The organism is Pedobacter sp. Hv1 (genome assembly GCF_001412215.1).
Lineage (GTDB): Bacteria > Bacteroidota > Bacteroidia > Sphingobacteriales > Sphingobacteriaceae > Pedobacter.
In genome coordinates, this window is record NZ_LLWP01000005.1 from 23162 (window position 1) to 40833 (window position 17672).

Annotated in this window: 15 protein-coding genes; 4 read left to right on the forward strand and 11 right to left on the reverse strand. The window is 36.5% G+C overall.

The annotated features are described in order from the left end of the window. Window positions 1–53: 53 nt before the first annotated feature. The 4 genes from AQF98_RS11675 to AQF98_RS11690 all read right to left on the reverse strand — a co-directional run bounded on the left by AQF98_RS11675 (window position 54) and on the right by AQF98_RS11690 (window position 6857). A complete protein-coding gene (locus AQF98_RS11675) occupies window positions 54–1667 on the reverse strand; it encodes a discoidin domain-containing protein (protein WP_055132147.1) in 1614 nt (537 codons plus the stop codon). 77 nt (window positions 1668–1744) lie between these two features. Next, the gene (locus AQF98_RS11680; RefSeq protein ID WP_055132148.1) at window positions 1745–2287 is read right to left on the reverse strand and encodes a discoidin domain-containing protein; all 543 of its coding nucleotides are present in this window, start codon (window positions 2285–2287) and stop codon (window positions 1745–1747) included. 17 nt (window positions 2288–2304) lie between these two features. Next, the gene (locus tag AQF98_RS11685; RefSeq protein ID WP_055132149.1) at window positions 2305–3795 is read right to left on the reverse strand and encodes a RagB/SusD family nutrient uptake outer membrane protein; all 1491 of its coding nucleotides are present in this window, start codon (window positions 3793–3795) and stop codon (window positions 2305–2307) included. Between the two features lie 56 nt (window positions 3796–3851). Next, window positions 3852–6857 carry a TonB-dependent receptor gene (locus AQF98_RS11690; protein WP_055132150.1) on the reverse strand — a complete coding sequence of 1002 codons (3006 nt, stop codon included), beginning with the start codon at window positions 6855–6857 and terminating at the stop codon, window positions 3852–3854. A gap of 402 nt (window positions 6858–7259) precedes the next feature. Here AQF98_RS11690 and AQF98_RS11695 point away from each other — a divergent pair, with 402 nt between their 5' ends. Beyond that, window positions 7260–8144, forward strand: a complete 885-nt coding sequence (locus AQF98_RS11695; RefSeq protein WP_055132151.1) for a RimK family alpha-L-glutamate ligase — start codon at window positions 7260–7262, stop codon at window positions 8142–8144. Window positions 8145–8259: 115 nt separating this feature from the next. Here the strand turns inward: AQF98_RS11695 and AQF98_RS11700 are convergent, their stop codons facing one another. Then, window positions 8260–10797: an ATP-dependent Clp protease ATP-binding subunit gene (locus AQF98_RS11700; protein WP_055132152.1), complete on the reverse strand. Its 2538-nt coding sequence runs from the start codon at window positions 10795–10797 to the stop codon at window positions 8260–8262. Between the two features lie 715 nt (window positions 10798–11512). On the opposite strand from AQF98_RS11700, the gene AQF98_RS11705 reads away from it, so the two are divergent. Continuing rightward, window positions 11513–11752, forward strand: coding sequence for a hypothetical protein (locus tag AQF98_RS11705; RefSeq protein ID WP_055132153.1), 240 nt, complete (start codon window positions 11513–11515; stop codon window positions 11750–11752). A 26-nt stretch (window positions 11753–11778) separates the two neighbouring features. Here the strand turns inward: AQF98_RS11705 and AQF98_RS11710 are convergent, their stop codons facing one another. Together AQF98_RS11710 and AQF98_RS11715 are read right to left on the reverse strand one after the other, a co-directional pair. Next, window positions 11779–12324, reverse strand: a complete 546-nt coding sequence (locus tag AQF98_RS11710; protein ID WP_055132154.1) for a DinB family protein — start codon at window positions 12322–12324, stop codon at window positions 11779–11781. 64 nt (window positions 12325–12388) lie between these two features. Continuing rightward, window positions 12389–12970: a Crp/Fnr family transcriptional regulator gene (locus AQF98_RS11715; protein ID WP_055132155.1), complete on the reverse strand. Its 582-nt coding sequence runs from the start codon at window positions 12968–12970 to the stop codon at window positions 12389–12391. A 165-nt stretch (window positions 12971–13135) separates the two neighbouring features. Here AQF98_RS11715 and ettA point away from each other — a divergent pair, with 165 nt between their 5' ends. Further along, entirely contained in the window at window positions 13136–14815 is a 1680-nt protein-coding gene (ettA, locus tag AQF98_RS11720; RefSeq protein ID WP_055132156.1) for an energy-dependent translational throttle protein EttA, read from the forward strand. Between the two features lie 33 nt (window positions 14816–14848). On the opposite strand, the gene AQF98_RS11725 is transcribed toward ettA, so the two are convergent. From AQF98_RS11725 to AQF98_RS11740, 4 genes are read right to left on the reverse strand one after another with little or no spacing between them, the layout of a single operon-like run. Next, entirely contained in the window at window positions 14849–15742 is an 894-nt protein-coding gene (locus AQF98_RS11725) for a TIGR01777 family oxidoreductase (protein WP_055132157.1), read from the reverse strand. A gap of 36 nt (window positions 15743–15778) precedes the next feature. After that, window positions 15779–16177, reverse strand: a complete 399-nt coding sequence (locus AQF98_RS11730; RefSeq protein ID WP_055132158.1) for a hypothetical protein — start codon at window positions 16175–16177, stop codon at window positions 15779–15781. Window positions 16178–16187: 10 nt separating this feature from the next. After that, a complete protein-coding gene (locus AQF98_RS11735) occupies window positions 16188–16541 on the reverse strand; it encodes a hypothetical protein (protein ID WP_055132159.1) in 354 nt (117 codons plus the stop codon). Between the two features lie 53 nt (window positions 16542–16594). After that, complete coding sequence (locus AQF98_RS11740; RefSeq protein WP_055132160.1) at window positions 16595–17098, reverse strand: GbsR/MarR family transcriptional regulator; 504 nt, start codon at window positions 17096–17098, stop codon at window positions 16595–16597. Between the two features lie 180 nt (window positions 17099–17278). Here AQF98_RS11740 and AQF98_RS11745 point away from each other — a divergent pair, with 180 nt between their 5' ends. Then, on the forward strand, window positions 17279–17665 hold the full coding sequence (locus tag AQF98_RS11745; protein WP_055132161.1) for a PleD family two-component system response regulator: 387 nt from the start codon (window positions 17279–17281) through the stop codon (window positions 17663–17665). Window positions 17666–17672: the final 7 nt, after the last annotated feature.

The following is a 17672-nucleotide window of genomic DNA, read 5'->3' on the forward strand; positions in this document are numbered from 1 at the left end:
CCCCAAAAAGGGGCCAAGCGCTCATTATTAAAAGTAAAAGAAGGAAATATTTGTTAATAGACGCCAATCTCCGCCAGTGCGGCATATTTGTCACCGTCGTGGGCAGATTTTGCAATTATTTTAAAGTATCTGATGGTTTGTTTGGTGGGCAAGTTAAAATATTGCACCGAACTACTGTTAGCCAACACATAGTTACCAGCTGAGCTGAAGTTTTGTCCATCGGTACTTACTAAGATCTCAAAATCTTTAACCGAACGAGATAGAGTATTCCTTTGAGCAAGGGCAATTCCATCTATTGATTTTGCACTTCCCATGTCAATCGTAACCTGATGTGGGTAATTTGCAGCAGTACCGGTCCATTTAGAATGCCAATAGCTATTCAAATCTCCATCAATCAACTTGTCGGCACGACCATCAGTTGCGCCTTCGCCCGAAGTTTCTTCAGAACTAAAAGAGCTTACAGACCAACCTTGTTTGCTTAATTCGTTACGGGTACCAAATTCTAATACTGGAATATTATTGACAAATTTATAGAGGTAACTAAAACTCTTAACCGTACCATTTTCATGAACTAGCCCAATTCTGAGTTCGTATTCGGTATTGCCTTTAAACTCGAGGTCTGCCAATGGTATTTCTATTTTAAATTCATTGGTTCCAAACGGTTTCGATTCCCAGGTTACTGCATTGTAATCTTTATTTACACCTAGGCCTTCGTTATTTACATTTGGATCGTTATAATAGACAATGCTATTTACTTTGTTATTGGTAGCGTATTTACCTGAAATAAGTATACTAGCCTTAGCCGCATCATAATTGGCGCTAATGGTACTGATGCTAGCATTTACCGCTCCATAATAGGTTTTATCGTCTATATTAAATATTTGATTTGCATTTAAAACAGCAGCATCTGTTGCCGTTAAACTCGTTTTAGAAAGACTTAGTGTATAATTACCCGCCCCCATTAAAGCAGTACCTAAGCTTGCTTTTTCGGTCATTTTTACACAGTTATGTGGCAAGTTTAAGCCATGGCCCAATTCATGCATCATCCCACCATACCATTTGGTAAACTTACTTGTACCAATATATTTGGGTTCAAGCCCTTCGTAGTCCATTGCATAACACCATTTACCTGTACCGTAAAATGGACCATCAATTGGTGTTCCATCAGCATTATAGCCATAAGGTGGTAATAAGATTAAACTGTGTACACTCGTTTGGTCTTTAGGATTGGCTGCAAAATAGGCATTAATTTCTGCTGCTATAGCCCCAGAACCGCCCTCTCTTGGGTATTCGCTTTTGGTTTTAGTACCAAAAATGGTTACAATCTTTACCCTATTTTTATCGTTAACCCATAATCCGAAAGTTTTGTCGGTATAACCCAGTCGGGTCATTTCCTCTTTGTAAAACTTTTGCCCCATCAATAAAATTTCACTCAAACGTTTTTTATAACCAGGCACAGTATCCAAATCTTTTGGAACAAAATAAATAATATTCAAATTGTGGGCTCGGTCACTTCCAAAACCATCAGCGGTATTGTAAGCATAAGTTACTTTTGGGGTAGTGGGCGTAGTAGGGGTTGGTGTAGGCGTTGTTTCGGTCTTTTTACAAGCCAATACCATAAGACCGAGCAACATGGTAAGTAGCATTTTATTAATTATATTTTTCATAGGTAGCTATAGGATAGGGAATGACAATTAAAGTTAACTACCCTAACATTAAAATAACATTAGGGCAGTTAATTCTTCTATTTAACAGCGAAAACGTCTATTTCGCCCAAAAAAGTATGGTTTGTACCTACTCTTTGAGGTTCTAAAGCGGTTAGCTTTAAATAGCGGTAACCTTTTGCAGATGATACCGGAAAATTTTGAAGATCGTTAGAAATCGCAAAATTGAATTCGCCTAAACTGGTAAATGTGGTCCCATCATTGCTTCCTTCTAATTTAAATTTTTTCATCCCAACCGCATTAGGTGTAGCAGCATATCTATTGGTTACCCCAACAGAAATCATCTTCACCTCTTTTTTCATATCAATTAGTACCCAGTGCGGATATGGGGTTACTACTGAATAATCGGTATGCCAATAAGTTTTCGAATCATTGTCAATTAATTTATCTGGTGTACCGTTAGGTGCCTCGTCTGCAGAAAAGCTAGAAGCAGAAATGGTCCAATCTTTCTTCGACACTGTTAAAGCGGTAGATTCATCTTTAAAAATAACCGAATCAGCTTTATCACAGCCCATCACAAACATTAACATGCTTGCCATTAGTAAATATTTAATTTTTTTCATCTGTTTAATCTTATTTATTATGGATTTTGCACCAAATTTTTGTTCTTGTCAATTTCGTTTTGAGGAATAAAGGAAACAATCTTACTGTCGCCCGGTTGTACGGTCTGATTGGTAGAAGTTCCTGTACCTGGGTAATTTCTGGTTAATGCCCTATTGTTACGGAACAGATCGTAAGCACGGTGGCCTTCAAAAGAAAGTTCGTACCAACGTTCGTCTAGTACTGCATCTAAAACAGATTTACCACTTGTAGCTAAACCAGCTAGGGTTAATGTTGGAATTCCAGCTCTTGTTCTAATTCTGTTCACATCATCTAAGGCCAATTGCTCCTTACCCGCACCTAATTTGGCATTTGCTTCTGCCCTATTCAAATACATTTCTGCCAAACGAATGTAAACTGGAGAACTCAAGTTCACGATACCTTCTTGCAAGCTGTACTTATTGATGTAGTACATCGGCACATTTGGCGTAATTTTATTGTTCAATTTTACTACCCCATTTTCTGTTAATGGACTGATGAATTTTAACCTAAGGTCTTGTGGATTTGCACTTAAAGCGTCGTACAATTTTTTTGAGGCATAAATTTCGCCCCAACCACTTGCTGCTTGGTTTAAAGGATTGCCACTTGCATCGCCACTAAAATACATCGAACCAATAGAAGAAAAACCACGGTCTTCTGTTTTGATGTGTCTGATACAGAAAATGGTTTCTTTATTCCCATCAGGTACTCCTCTAAAATAGGTAGGATATTCGCCTGATGACAATAAACTATAACGTCCAGAGTTGATTACCTTATCAGCATATTCTACTGCTTTTTCGTTATTTTCCATGTACAAATACACACGAGACAATAAAGCGTAAGCTACTTCTCTAGAAGCAAAAGAATTGGTTTTAGCCTGTGTCATTAAATCAGCAGCTTTTAACAAATCGGCTACAACTGCATCATATACTTCTTTGACATTACTTCTGCTTAAGGTTAATTTTTGATCTTCTGTTAAACCATCTTTCAAAATAGGCACCCCAAGATTGGTAGTTGGATTTTGTGAATAAGGTCTGCCAAAAATACGTACCAGATTGAAGTGAAGCATTCCCCTGATATACAGGTTTTCGCCTTTTAATTGTTTAAGTGGTGTACTGGCATTGTCGTTAATGGCCTCAATTACTCTATTGGCTGCACTAATTGACCGATATGCACTTAACCAAAAATTGGCTGCATGCCCAGAAGTTTTGATCGGGGTATACTTATAGATGTTACTCAAGTCGTCTGATGAGTTCTGACCTTGCGCAATTTCATCAGTTGGATACTCGGTAAAAAAGTACCCACTTCTTACATAAGCTTCAGCTTTAAAAAGAGCATACGTTCCAATAGTAGCAGTTTCGATATCGGCCTCACTTGTGAGTGCAGAGTTTTCATCAATTGCAGTTGATGGATTAAATGTTTTCTTACATGCGATACTACTTATGGCAACTAAACCAGTAAGCAACAACACTTTCAAATATTTTATTTTCATAACAAAAATGTTCTAATTTTTTAAATAAATGGTCGTTTACACAACCGTTTCAGGTATTACAAGGTGATGTTTACGCCAACTAACAGCTTTTTACTAATTGGATATTTAATAGAAGATTCTCCATTACCCAATTCAACCTCCGGATCTGTACCACTAAACTTGGTCAATGTCCATAAGTTGTCACCACTCACAAAAATTCTTGCTTTGCTAATTTTTGCTCTATTTAACCAAGTTGCTGGCAAATTGTAACCTAAGGTTACGTTGCGCAAACGGAGATAACTTCCATCTTCTAAATACCTGGTAGAAGTTGCATTTGAATTGTCTGCTCTACCATGGACAGGCTTAGGGTGTGTGGCTAAATCGCCTGGTTTTTCCCATCTGCTCCAACCTTTGGCCAATTGCATCTGGTTGTAGCTTTCATATAATCCATCACTGTCAAAAAAGAAACGGCTATCATTGTATACATAATTGCCATAAACAAAGTTAAAGAAGGTAGAAAGCGTAAAGTTTTTGTATTCAAAATCGTTGGTTATACCGCCTGTAAATTTCGGCGCTGATGATTTACCTGTATACAATCTGCTTGCTGCATTGTAATTACTGGTATAAGTTAAAAACTCTTTTCCATCTGCATCTTTCACTCTGTTCTCCCATAATGGCGAGCCCGTAGCTGGATCAACTCCAGACCATACCGGCATAAACCATTCGTCCATGTTGTGGCCAACGGCTATTGGTTGTCTAGCGCCGGTACTTACCTCTGTACGACCTTGGTTTACTTCTAATACCTTGTTTCTGTTAAAGGCCATGTTTAAATTGGTTTCCCATTTAAATGCGCCTACAAAGTTTTTGGTCGTTAAATTAAACTCAATCCCTCTGTTTCTTACGTTACCAACATTTTCGTAAACACCACTATAACCAGTTGTTGCAGGTAATGGTCTAAAGAACAATAAAGAGGCTGCTTCTTTATGGTAAGCATCAATACTTAAATCAACTCTTTTAAATAAAGTAATGTCTATCCCAATATTTGCCGATTTTGATTTTTCCCAGGTTAAATCTGGATTTGCTTTTTGACTTGGCGCAGCTCCCGGCAAACCCGCATAACTTGCACCAGAAGAAATAGAATACAAACCTAATGCAGCATAATAACCTATACCATAAGCATTACCTGTAGTACCGTAACTGCTACGTAACTTTAAGAAAGTAATGGCTTTATTGTTTTTTAAGAAATCTTCGTTACTTGCAATCCACGAAGCACCCAATTGGTAAAAATTACCGTTTGGTTTATTGCTGCCAAATCTCGACGAATATTCACTTACATAAGAGGCTACCGCAAAATACTTGTTATTGTAACTGTAATCTACTTGGCCCAAGTATTTACTAAATTGATAGGTATCATTACCACCCGATGGATTGGTTACAATGTCTGTTGCTGTACTAAAAGCATCTCTACCGGCAGGTAAGTTCTTTACGTTAGCATTAAGCGACTCAGAATAGCCCTGCTCAATTTCTCCAACTGCCAATACCGCTAAAGTGTGTTTGCCAAAAGTATTGCTATATCTTAAACGATTTGAAGTTAAGAGTGTATTGTTATAAGAAGTTGATGCATAAGCAGTACCATTGTTAGTTGCTCCAGATTTAGTTCTTTTATCGTTGAAACTATCACTGCGGTAGTTCACCAATCTAGCTCTGTTATAAGAAGATAAGGTTAGATTTTTAACAATATTGTAATCTAAGTTCACATCTGCACTTACGTTAAAGCTTTTAGCCCTAGAAGTGTTGTATTGTAACGTATGTAAAAAGTTATCTCTATCTCGGCCATACCAAGTGCCATATCTGGCATCAACAGGGGTACCATCTGCATTGTAGGCAGGGTCAAATGGCATGTTTACATAGGCATCATATAAAGTTCCGCCAGCATTGTAATCGTCTCTTATAAAAATACCATTTAAAAAGGCGGATACCTTAAACTTGTCGGATAGTTTTTGCGTAAAATTACCACGAAGATTGTATCCAGTTTTATCATTATTGATTAAGGTTCCTTCTTCTTTGTAATAGTTACCAGAAAGGTAAAAGGTTGATTTCTCTGTACCTCCTGAAGCTGATAAGGTATGGGTGTTCACCAAACCTCTTCTGAAAGCCAAATCCCACCAATTGGTATTGTTATTTAAGCGTTCTGGGGTTAAACCCGCATAAAACTTACTTTGATAATCATACAATTGCTGAGAATCCATCAATTTAAAATTACCTGTAGAAGCCTCGCTATAACCAACTGTAGTACTAAAATTTACCACTGCTTTTCCTGCTTTACCTTGTTTGGTAGTAATAATGATTACCCCGTTTGCTGCTCTTGATCCGTACAAACCTGTGGCCGCAGCATCTTTTAAAACCGTAATGGTTTCTACATCTGTAGGATTGTAGTTTCCGCCAATGTTACCATCTACCACAATTAAGGGATCTGTACTGGCATTAATTGAACCCGCACCACGAATAACAATATTAGAGCCACTAGTAGGCGAACCAGAAGCTGTAGATACCACTACCCCCGGTGCTCTTCCTTGCAAAAGGCTACTTACCTCATTTGAAGTTACATCTCTTAATTTATCTCCACTTACTACTGATACTGAACTTGAAAGCTCACTTTGTTTTTTACTCGAATAACCAACAATCACCACTTCGCCCAAATTGGTAGCACTATCTTCTAAAACAACATCAATAGCCGTTTGGTTATTTACAGTTATTTCTTTAGTTAGATAACCTGTAAATGAAAAAACAAGCACATCTGCCTTTTCTACATTAATGCTGTAATTACCATTTGCGTCTGTTAACACACCATTTTTTGTTCCTTTTACTACAACAGAAACTCCCGGAATCGGTAAGCCATCTTTATCTGTAATTTTTCCTTTAATAATGGCTTTCTGTAAACCATTTACAGTTTTACTTAAGGATGCATTTTTGTTAAATGCCATTGATTGGCTGTGGGCCGTAAGCTGTATTGCGGTTGCAAGCAGCAATACCTTACCCACATTGCAATAATGTTTTGCTTTGTTTGGTATCATTCTTTTCATTTAGGTTTAAAGTTTTATTTGGTTATCAATTCTCTGTTTTAGTCACCATTATAAAGCTGTATCAGAAACTTTACATGTGACAGATAATAAATCCAAACTAAATACTTTACAGATGATTACGATAGACAAACACAACGCAAACGTTTGATTTTCAAGATAAGGAGCCTGTTAACTACGGATTAAATTTAAAATATGGCCGAGTTGCTAAAATATGGCCCAGATTAGTCTGAAAAATCGATTAAAAGCAGTCAAAACTTGGTAATAAAACAAAAAATTAATCTTCAATTAATATTTTAGACTTCATAATGGTGGTATTGATAAAAATTCAGAAAATGAAATCAAACGTTTGCATTATAATTTAATGGGGCTAGAAATTATCCTTATTTTAGGCCACAAAAAGACATGAATATTGCCCTCGTAACCTATCAAGATAAAGGTGCTTATGCTTCTCCTACTGTAGCAAATGAAGATGATCAACTGTTAAGTTTTTTAAAAGCCAAAGGACTGGCGATTGAAAAAGTGATCTGGAATGACCCCACTGTAGATTGGGAAACCTATGACTTAGCAATATTAAAATCTCCTTGGGATTATTTTGACCTGGTTGAAGATTTTTACAACTGGTTGGCAAAGCTGAAAAGTAAAAAGATCAAGCTCCTTAATCCAATTGATATTGTAAAATGGAATGCCGACAAGCATTACTTACACGATATTGAAAAGGCAGGCCTAAAAGTAACTCCAAGTATTTTTATCAATCAAGGCACCAAAATTGACCTAGCCTTGTACCTTGGTCAGTTTAACAGCAACAAGATCATTATTAAACCTTGTGTAAGTGGGGGTTCAAAAAATACATTTAAAGTTAGCGCAGCCAATGTAGAGGAAGTGAATGCGAAACTCAATCTCTTATTGGAGCAAGAAGACTTCATTATTCAACCTTTCTTAACCGAAATTGAAGTTGAAGGGGAATGGTCTTTTCTCTTTTTTGGAGGAAAATTTAGCCATGCGTTATTAAAGAAGGCAAAAGCTGGCGATTTTAGGGTACAGCATTCTTTGGGAGGAACCATTCATCCGCAAGAACCACCGCAGCACTTATTGGCTAGTGCACAACAATATGTTGATCAATTTGCACAAGGTTGTTTATATGCTCGTGTAGACGGTGCTGTGGTTGACCAAGAATTTTTATTGATGGAACTAGAATTGATAGAGCCCTTTTTATTTTTAGCAACACTAGAAAACAGCTATCAAAACTACTATGAAGCTTTGTTGTGGCTTCAAAAGAAATTGATTTAACGATTACGAAGTGGTAAGAAAATATTTTAGATTGCCAGATTAATTAGCTTAGAACAGCTCATAAAAAAGCCCGAAGTAAATTTTACTTCGGGCTTTTTTATTATTCGTGAAGCATTTAAGCTCCTTCTTCTTTTTTCTTTTTCTTACCATTGCTTTTGTTTACAACAGTAATTTCTTCTTTCTCTTTATCGTAATCAATTTCTAAAGTATCTCCATCATGGATTTCTCCCTTCAAGATCTCTTCAGCAATTGGATCTTCTAAATATTTCTGGATGGCACGTTTTAACGGACGGGCACCAAAATTACTATCAAACCCTTTTTCGGCAATGAAGTCTTTAGCTACTTCGGTCAGTTTCACTTCATAACCTAGGTTGTGTACACGACCAAATAAAGATTTCAATTCGATATCAATAATTTTGAAGATTTCGTCTTTGCCCAAGCTGTTAAACACCACCACATCATCAACCCTGTTTAAAAACTCAGGAGCAAAAGCACGTTTCAAAGCATTTTCAATTACACCACGGCTGTGCGCATCGTTCTGATTAACTTTTGCCGAGGTAGAGAAACCAACACCTGCACCAAAATCTTTCAATTGGCGTGCACCAATATTAGAAGTCATGATGATGATTGTATTTCTGAAATCTACTTTTCTGCCTAAACTATCAGTCAATTGCCCCTCATCTAATACTTGCAATAAGATATTAAATACATCTGGATGCGCTTTTTCAATCTCATCTAACAAAATTACCGCATAAGGTTTTCTACGTACTTTTTCAGTCAGCTGTCCACCTTCTTCGTATCCTACGTATCCTGGAGGCGCACCAACCAAACGAGAAACCGCAAATTTCTCCATGTACTCACTCATGTCGATTTGAATCAGCGAATCATCACTATCAAACATGAAACGAGCTAATTCTTTGGCCAATTCTGTTTTACCTACCCCTGTTGGGCCTAAGAAAATAAATGAACCAATTGGTTTTTTAGGATCTTTCAATCCAGCTCTGGTACGTTGTATCGCTTTGGTTAATTTTTTAATCGCATCGTCCTGTCCAATAATTTTCTCTGCAACGGTTTCGTACATATTTAATAGCTTAACGCTATCAGTTTGCCCTACACGTTGTAAAGGAATACCAGTCATCATCGAAACTACTTCTGCTACATTATCTTCAGTAACTTCGTAACGTTTGGTTTTGGTTTCAGCTTCCCACTCTGCTTTGGCACGCTCTAATTCTTCTAACAGGTTTTTCTCTGTATCGCGTAATTTAGCGGCCTCTTCATATTTTTGGCTTTTAACCACTTTGTTCTTTTCAATTTTAATATCCTCTATTTTACTTTCAATAGTGATGATATTTTCTGGAACATGGATATTGGTTAAATGCACTCTAGAACCTGCCTCGTCTAAAGCATCAATGGCTTTATCTGGTAAAAAACGATCAGTAATATATCTAGAAGTTAAAGCCACACAAGCATTAATTGCTTCATCGGTATAAGTTACACCGTGGTGTTCTTCGTATTTTTCTTTGATACGATTTAAGATCTCAACCGTTTCATCAGGTGTAGCTGGCTCGATCATTACTTTTTGGAAACGACGGTCTAAAGCTCCATCTTTTTCAATGTACTGACGGTATTCATCTAAAGTAGTAGCTCCAATACATTGAATTTCGCCCCTTGCCAAAGCTGGTTTAAACATGTTCGATGCATCTAAAGAACCCGATGCGCCACCTGCCCCAACAATGGTATGGATTTCGTCAATAAACAGAATTACATCTGTAGATTTTTCCAACTCGTTCATTACAGCTTTCATTCGCTCTTCAAACTGTCCGCGGTATTTGGTACCAGCAACCAGCGAAGCTAAATCTAACGTAACCACACGTTTGTTAAATAAAACCCTCGACACCTTACGTTGTACAATTCTTAAAGCCAAACCTTCGGCAATGGCAGATTTACCAACACCAGGCTCACCAATTAAAATTGGATTGTTCTTTTTTCTACGCGATAAGATTTGAGAAACACGCTCAATCTCTTTCTCACGCCCAACAATTGGATCTAAACGACCTTCTTCTGCTGCACGTGTTAAATCACGACCAAAGTTGTCTAATACCGGAGTTTTAGATTTAATGTCTGATACTTTTTTAGGAGTACTGAAACTTTCTTCTTCCTGAAAATCATCATCACCACCACCCGCAGTACCACCACCTTGTGCTTCGTCTCTAAAACCATTTTTATTTACTTCAACCTCTTGTTTAAAGATTTCGTAAGTAATATTGTATTGTAACAAGATCTGTGAAGCAATATTGTCGTCGTCTCTTAAAATAGACAATAACAAATGCTCAGTACCAATCAAATCGCTTTTAAATATTTTTGCTTCCAGATAGGTAATTTTCAATACCTTTTCTGCTTGTTTAGTTAATGGGATGTTGCCCAAATTAACAGTTACACTTGAAGTACCGCGAACGGCCTCTTCAATTGAACGGCGAAGCTTTGATGTATCAACTCCTAATGATTTTAAAATCTTTATAGCCATGCCATCGCCTTCGCGAATAAGGCCCAACAACAAATGCTCTGCGCCTATATAATCGTGTCCTAACCTCAGGGCCTCTTCCCTGCTGAAAGAAATCACGTCTTTTACCTGTGGAGAAAATTTAGCTTCCATAATATGTGTGTAAACCAGATGACTCTAAACTATAAATTTGTTTTATAAATACGGTCCCCGATTTTTTATATTTTATCAACAATTACGCCATTTTGGTGGATAAGGTTGTTATTTATGATGCTAATAAACAAAAAATAGCTGCTTATCCAAAAATGTTTCTGCTTTTATCATTTACGTAAATGATATATAAATAGGTTTTTAGCTTTATAAAACTCATTTTAAAGCCCATTTAAGTCGAATTGTCTCTCTATTGTAAGCTTTTATAGCTGATCTAAAACTGATAAATTGTCACCTCATTTTTGCATAAAATAGAAGTTTTGACAGCTATTGTAAATGAGCTAAAAGCATTTGACCTACACCTGTTCAATAACTGCCAATCGTTTGTATATTTTCGTTATACATTTAAACTTTTAATTATCAGTTATCTTCATTTTCTGTTAAATGCTTATATTTGATTATGAATAACCTTTACATTGTATTAACTGTTGTATTTATTATTTTGATATTGCTCTATAAGCGCAGAAGAGAAAATAAAGGAATCTTGTTCCCCATTTTATTCATTGTTGTAGCTATTGTTCTATTGTACTTATTTAGAAATACATTGCACATAGGCCAATACTTTATCCTATTTTAAGCAATCTCAGATCTTCGGTTTACAGAAATTAGGTTTTATAACGAATCTTATTAATCTTTATATAAATTAAATGATACGGTTATGCCTAAACTAGATATTGAAAAAAAAATCGCAAAAGAGATTGAAGCCATCAAAGCCGAAATCAGCAAATTAGAAAGCAGACTACAAGAGTGGGAAAAAATTTCTAATGATTACCAGATCAATAAAGTAACCATCGAAAGTATTCTATCGCTCCACGCCGCACCCGATTTAAGTGGAAGTAGTGTTGGAACAAAAAGTGGAATAAAGGTTAAAAGTACAAGCAACAGCAAGAAAAAATAGCTGAACTCCTTCTAAACAATTGTTACTTACAAATTTCTATTGGCTTGCTGAATATGCCTTTCATTATGTGTGATCATAAACTGAAACACATCTCCCAATTTTAAATGGATCAATTTGGCAATTGATACAGGAATTTTGATAGCATTGAGGTCTACTTTAGCTGCCAATTTTAAATAACCAAGTAACGCTTCTTGTTGTAGTATAAATTCTGTCACTACTGCATGTGCATCAACCATCGGAGTTGGAACATGTAAGCGGGCAGCTTTATATTTTTTTGAGCTTTTTGTAGGGTCCATCATATTTGTAAAATAAGACCCGAGCCAACTACTTTTAAATGTGTTTGTAGGTTGGCCTGAAAAATTGCGTAGTCCATGTTCAATCTTTGGCAGGTAATAATTGCCATAAGTATTTAAATGCGCCAGACATTGTACAATGCTCCATCCTCCACTTGCTGAAGGTGCTGCTAAAATAGCCATTGTACTTTGTTGAAATTTGACTTTCGCTTCATCCAAATGGCGTTCAACCATTAACTCCAATCTGGCTAATAACGCACTTTTATCTACAGTTTTCATTTGATATTATTTCAAGCAAAAGTAAGGCTATAGGTAAGTAGTATTGTTGGTATTTACCATGATTTTAAATGACAATGGTGTTGATGAACTTGCTAAAATTTGTGACATCAATACCTATATAATTAGCCAAATACTTGTGTGGAACTAATTGCAGCAAATGTGGACTACGTTTAAGCAATGTTCTAAATTTTTCTTCTGATGAATAACTTTGCAACTCTACCAATCGGGTCAATGTACCACTTAAAGCACCTGCCAATCCATTTCTTACAAATGCAGCAATAGCCAAATTACCATCCATTAATACTTTAAGATCTGCGTAATGTGCCCGCAAAAAAGAAGAAGTGTTTAAGGTTTCATAAGTATATTGCGCAGGTGTTTGTAGCATTAACGAGTCCAATACCCCACCAAAAGATGGCCCATAGGTAAATAAAATAGTGGTTTCGCCCTCATTTAGATTTAAATGATAAATACGTTGCACTCCATTAGCTACAAAGTACAAGTACTTTTCTGTTTGCCCGGTAGCCGTGAGTATCGTTTTGCGTTTGGCATCAAAGGGCTTCCATATTTTTGCAAAGGCATTCCAATCTTCGTTTGATAATGAACCCAGACTATCAACAAGTTGTTTCAATTGGAGGAGTGCTACCATCAGCTTATTTATTGATCGGCTCCAAATTTATAAATTGTATGGGCAAGGCCAAACATGTTAATGCTAAAAGAGATTAAATTTAGTTTTTTACAAAGATGCATTTTGTTACTATCATCCCTTGTTTATCTTTGTAACCGGTTCTTTTAATAAGTAGCAATAAAAATTATGGCAGACGAAAAAATAATCTTTTCAATGGCTGGTGTAAATAAAATTTACCCACCACAAAAACAGGTCCTCAAAAACATTTATTTATCATTCTTTTACGGCGCCAAAATTGGGGTTATCGGATTAAATGGTTCAGGTAAATCATCTTTATTAAAAATTATTGCTGGTTTAGATAAATCTTTTCAGGGCGAAGTTGTTTTTAATGCCGGTTACAGCGTTGGCTATTTGGCGCAAGAACCAATTTTAGATGATAGCAAAACCGTTAGAGAAATTGTAGAAGAAGGTGTAGCAGAAGTTACTGCTATTTTAAAGGAATACGAAGAGATTAACGAAATGTTCGGCTTAGAAGAGAATTATTCTGATGCCGATAAAATGGATAAATTGATGCAGCGCCAAGGCGAACTGCAAGATAAAATTGACGCAGTTAATGCATGGGAACTTGACAATAAACTAGAAAGAGCCATGGACGCTTTGCGTTGTCCAGATCCTGACACTAAAATTGGGGTACTTTCTGGAGGCGAGCGCCGCCGTGTGGCCATGTGCCGTTTGTTATTGCAAGAACCAGATGTTTTATTGTTAGATGAGCCTACCAACCACTTGGATGCTGAAAGTATCGATTGGTTAGAGCAATTTTTACAGAACTATAAAGGAACTGTTATTGCGGTTACCCACGATAGGTATTTCTTAGACAATGTAGCTGGTTGGATTTTAGAACTTGACCGTGGCGAAGGTATTCCATGGAAAGGAAACTACTCTTCGTGGTTAGACCAAAAAGCGAAACGTTTGGCACAAGAAGATAAAACAGAAAGCAAGCGTCAGAAAACTTTAGAACGCGAGTTAGAATGGGTACGTATGGCACCAAAAGCACGTCATGCCAAATCTAAAGCACGTTTAGCCAACTACGATAAATTGGCCTCTGAAGATGGAAAAGAACGCGAAGATAAATTGGAATTGTTTATCCCTGCTGGTCCACGTTTGGGTAATGTGGTAATTGAAGCTACTGATGTAACCAAAGCGTATGGCGATAAAATTCTTTTCGAAAACCTGAACTTCTCTTTACCTCCGGCGGGTATTGTAGGCATTATTGGCCCAAATGGTGCAGGTAAAACAACCCTATTCCGTTTAATTACAGGACAAGAGCAACCAGATGCAGGTACTTTTAGGGTTGGAGAAACTGTTGAATTGGGCTATGTAGATCAGATGCACAATGATTTAGATGCAGAGAAAACGGTTTATGAAAATATTACCGATGGTTTAGACAATATTCAACTGGGCAATAAAGCGGTAAATGGACGTGCCTATGTTTCTAAGTTCAACTTTAACGGTGGCGATCAACAGAAAAAAGTTGGTGTACTTTCTGGAGGAGAAAGAAACCGTGTACACTTAGCCATTACCTTAAAAAAAGGAGCCAATGTATTGTTACTCGATGAGCCTACTAACGATATTGACGTAAATACTTTACGTGCATTAGAAGAAGCCTTAGAAAACTTTGGTGGTTGCGCCGTAGTGATCAGTCACGATAGATGGTTTTTAGATAGAATTTGTACACACATTTTGGCTTTTGAAGGTAACTCTGAGGTTTATTTCTTTGAAGGTAACTATTCAGATTACGAAGAAAACCGTAAGAAAAGATTGGGAGATGTAACTCCACATCGTATTCGCTATAAAAAATTAGGATAATAGAAAGGGCTCCAAATTGGAGCCCTTTTTTGTTTAACCTTTGTTTAAAATATCAGCCAATGCGATATTAATGCTTTGATATTTAAAATCGTAACCTGCCTTCAGGAGTTTTTCAGGAACAACCCACCTACTTTTTAAAATTAACTCTGTTTCTGTCCTTATCATAATTGCTCCAATTTTTAGCAGCCATACAGGAGCAGGTAGGCCAATTTTTACACCAAGCGTTTGCCTTAGGCATTTCATTAACGTTTTGTTATCAATGGGATTTGGAGCAGCACAATTAAAAACTCCGTTTAAGTCTTCATGTAATTGCAAAAACAGAATGATACCGAGCAGATCTTCTATATGTATCCAACTAAACATCTGATCCCCACTTCCCTGTTTGCCTCCCAACCCAAAACATACAAGATTTGTAAAGGGTTTCATTACGCCTCCATTTTTGCCCAATACAATTGCGATTCTCAATGCAACCTGTCTCGTATCCGGGAGCTCGAAGCTAAAGAACTCTTGTTCCCAACTTTTGGCAACATCAACAGAAAAGCCATTTCCAATTTCACCAGTACTTTCTGTCATTGGTTGATCGGTAGCATGCCTGTATATAGTAGCAGTACTTGAATTGATCCAAAGTTTCGGAGGATTTTTACATTTCAAAATTGCGTTACCAAGTAGCTTTGTTGTTTCTGTTCTTGATCTTATAATCTCTTCTTTGTTCTTTTTATTATAACGACAATCAACTGATTTTCCTGCAAGATTGATTAGCAGATCAGCACTTTCAAGACCATTGACCATTTCTTTTTCATTGTTCCAATGAATATGTTCATTCTGCCTAGAGATAATTAGCACTTGATAATTTAGCTTACAAAACTCTTCTGCCAAATACTTGCCAATAAAACCAGTTCCTCCGGCAATAACTACCTTCTTATACATATGATTTATTTTAAATGGTTAAGTTATTTTAATTATTTAAGCCACAATTCTTGGTGGAAATGGAGGTTGTTGTGGCTGGTGTGGTTGACTTGCTTTTCTTTTACCCCTGAAAAAGAAATAGAGGTTGATAAACAGCATCAAGCCAAGGTAAATTGAAAAGCTACCAATCTTATAACTCAACGCTTCTACCAGATTCTGGTAATCATTTGTGTACAGATCGAGTTTTAAGATCATTAACGCAAAGCCAATGTTTAAAAGGTAAAAACCCGTTTCAAACAATTTATTGGTGGCATTGGCAATTTCTTCGCGTCCCTTAAAAATATCCAACATATAAACTTTACTATTTCTAAATAATGTTCTAGATACATAAAATGTTAAAAACAGTGCTACTGGAACATAAACTGCATATCCGATTAAAATTTTTGTAGTTTCCATAATTGAAGTATTAAAATGATTTAATTAATTTTTGAATGCTAGTGGTGAGTATAATGATATTGAGGTAATGCAAAATGGAAAGGATAGAGATAATGATCGAAATCTTGATGGCAATCACTTCTACCAGTTGAAGCAAGGAAGTAATGGTTTCCCAGTCGGCCAATGTCATGGCACAATAGCCGATATTTACTAAATAATACCCAACCAAAAGGCTTTTATTGATCTGCTGGCAAAGTTCCAAGTGATTGGGAATAAGCTCAGCCACAAAGATATTTCCATTCCGATAGCAAATTTTACCTACCACCACAATGATCAAAATAATGATGGTAATGAAAATGCCGTATCCTATCATATTGTAGTTCATAATTTTAATTATTAAACTTTCAGAAAATATTGAAATTTTATATTAATTTTTTTTTAGCTCATCATCTTCAAAATCAACTTCGTTAACCAATTGTCTTTATGTTCGGTTACTTTATCAATCATGTTGTCGGCTCTCAACACAAAATCATATAATTTTTTAGTCTGCTCCACAAAATGTTTGGCTTCGCTAGAATTGGCATCTTCAATGGTCGAAACTTCTTTCAAAACCTTTAAAGCTGGCTTAATTTCTCGTTTGCTTCTTTCTCTCGCAATTTTCACTGCCAGTTCATCTAAATCCTTTTCTGCTGTAAAAAATTCGCGTCTTTCACCCTGCTTATACTCTTTGTAAACAATCCCCCAGTCCATTAGTGCCCGCAAATTCATACTGGCATTTCCCCTCGAAATCTGTAACTCCTGCATAATTTCTTCCATAGAAAGCGGCTCTGCAGCAACCATTAAAGAGGCATGAATTTGCGCCATGGTTTTATTGATCCCCCACTGTGAGCCCAATGCCCCCCAGGTTTGAATAAATTTATTTTTGCCTTCACTGAAATTCATGATCAAATGTAATCAATGTTTTTAAACTTTCAAATATATTTGAAAGTTTATTTTTCTACCCCTATTTATTTCCTTTTTGGCGACATCTTACCTTAAATTAATTTAGTTGTGAACTAAATTAAACTCAATTGGATTTCTATTGTTATATATTTAATCTTACAATCTTATATATTTGCCATTATGAAGAAAATACTTGTTGTAGACGACGATGATGATGTTTTAGAAACCATCCAACTGATCTTAGAAATTGGCGGATACGATGTTGAACCCCTCAACGAAGCCGAATTTATTTTCGAACGGATAGCCGAATTCAATCCAGACTTGATCGTACTGGATGTAGTGTTAGGAAAAATTGATGGCAGGGTCATCTGCAGTCAGATCAAATCTCATGAAGACACCAAACAGGTACCGATTTTGATGATGTCTGGTTTGTACGACCTCAAAGAAGTACAAGATATGGAATGTGCACCTGATGATTTTGTATCAAAGCCATTTAAAATGGATGTACTGCTAGAAAAGATAGAAAAGTTGGTGAGTAAAAAGAGCCCTAATTATAATGTAAATTAAGCTCATA

What these genes read in the sequence shown, in the direction of transcription:
- AQF98_RS11675 (WP_055132147.1), bottom strand. Translation starts at nt 1,667, where the DNA reads ATGAAAAATATAATTAATAAAATGCTACTTACCATGTTGCTCGGTCTT.
- AQF98_RS11680 (WP_055132148.1), bottom strand. Translation starts at nt 2,287, where the DNA reads ATGAAAAAAATTAAATATTTACTAATGGCAAGCATGTTAATGTTTGTG.
- AQF98_RS11685 (WP_055132149.1), bottom strand. Translation starts at nt 3,795, where the DNA reads ATGAAAATAAAATATTTGAAAGTGTTGTTGCTTACTGGTTTAGTTGCC.
- AQF98_RS11690 (WP_055132150.1), bottom strand. Translation starts at nt 6,857, where the DNA reads ATGAAAAGAATGATACCAAACAAAGCAAAACATTATTGCAATGTGGGT.
- AQF98_RS11695 (WP_055132151.1), top strand. Translation starts at nt 7,260, where the DNA reads ATGAATATTGCCCTCGTAACCTATCAAGATAAAGGTGCTTATGCTTCT.
- AQF98_RS11700 (WP_055132152.1), bottom strand. Translation starts at nt 10,797, where the DNA reads ATGGAAGCTAAATTTTCTCCACAGGTAAAAGACGTGATTTCTTTCAGC.
- AQF98_RS11705 (WP_055132153.1), top strand. Translation starts at nt 11,513, where the DNA reads ATGCCTAAACTAGATATTGAAAAAAAAATCGCAAAAGAGATTGAAGCC.
- AQF98_RS11710 (WP_055132154.1), bottom strand. Translation starts at nt 12,324, where the DNA reads ATGAAAACTGTAGATAAAAGTGCGTTATTAGCCAGATTGGAGTTAATG.
- AQF98_RS11715 (WP_055132155.1), bottom strand. Translation starts at nt 12,970, where the DNA reads ATGGTAGCACTCCTCCAATTGAAACAACTTGTTGATAGTCTGGGTTCA.
- ettA (WP_055132156.1), top strand. Translation starts at nt 13,136, where the DNA reads ATGGCAGACGAAAAAATAATCTTTTCAATGGCTGGTGTAAATAAAATT.
- AQF98_RS11725 (WP_055132157.1), bottom strand. Translation starts at nt 15,742, where the DNA reads ATGTATAAGAAGGTAGTTATTGCCGGAGGAACTGGTTTTATTGGCAAG.
- AQF98_RS11730 (WP_055132158.1), bottom strand. Translation starts at nt 16,177, where the DNA reads ATGGAAACTACAAAAATTTTAATCGGATATGCAGTTTATGTTCCAGTA.
- AQF98_RS11735 (WP_055132159.1), bottom strand. Translation starts at nt 16,541, where the DNA reads ATGAACTACAATATGATAGGATACGGCATTTTCATTACCATCATTATT.
- AQF98_RS11740 (WP_055132160.1), bottom strand. Translation starts at nt 17,098, where the DNA reads ATGAATTTCAGTGAAGGCAAAAATAAATTTATTCAAACCTGGGGGGCA.
- AQF98_RS11745 (WP_055132161.1), top strand. Translation starts at nt 17,279, where the DNA reads ATGAAGAAAATACTTGTTGTAGACGACGATGATGATGTTTTAGAAACC.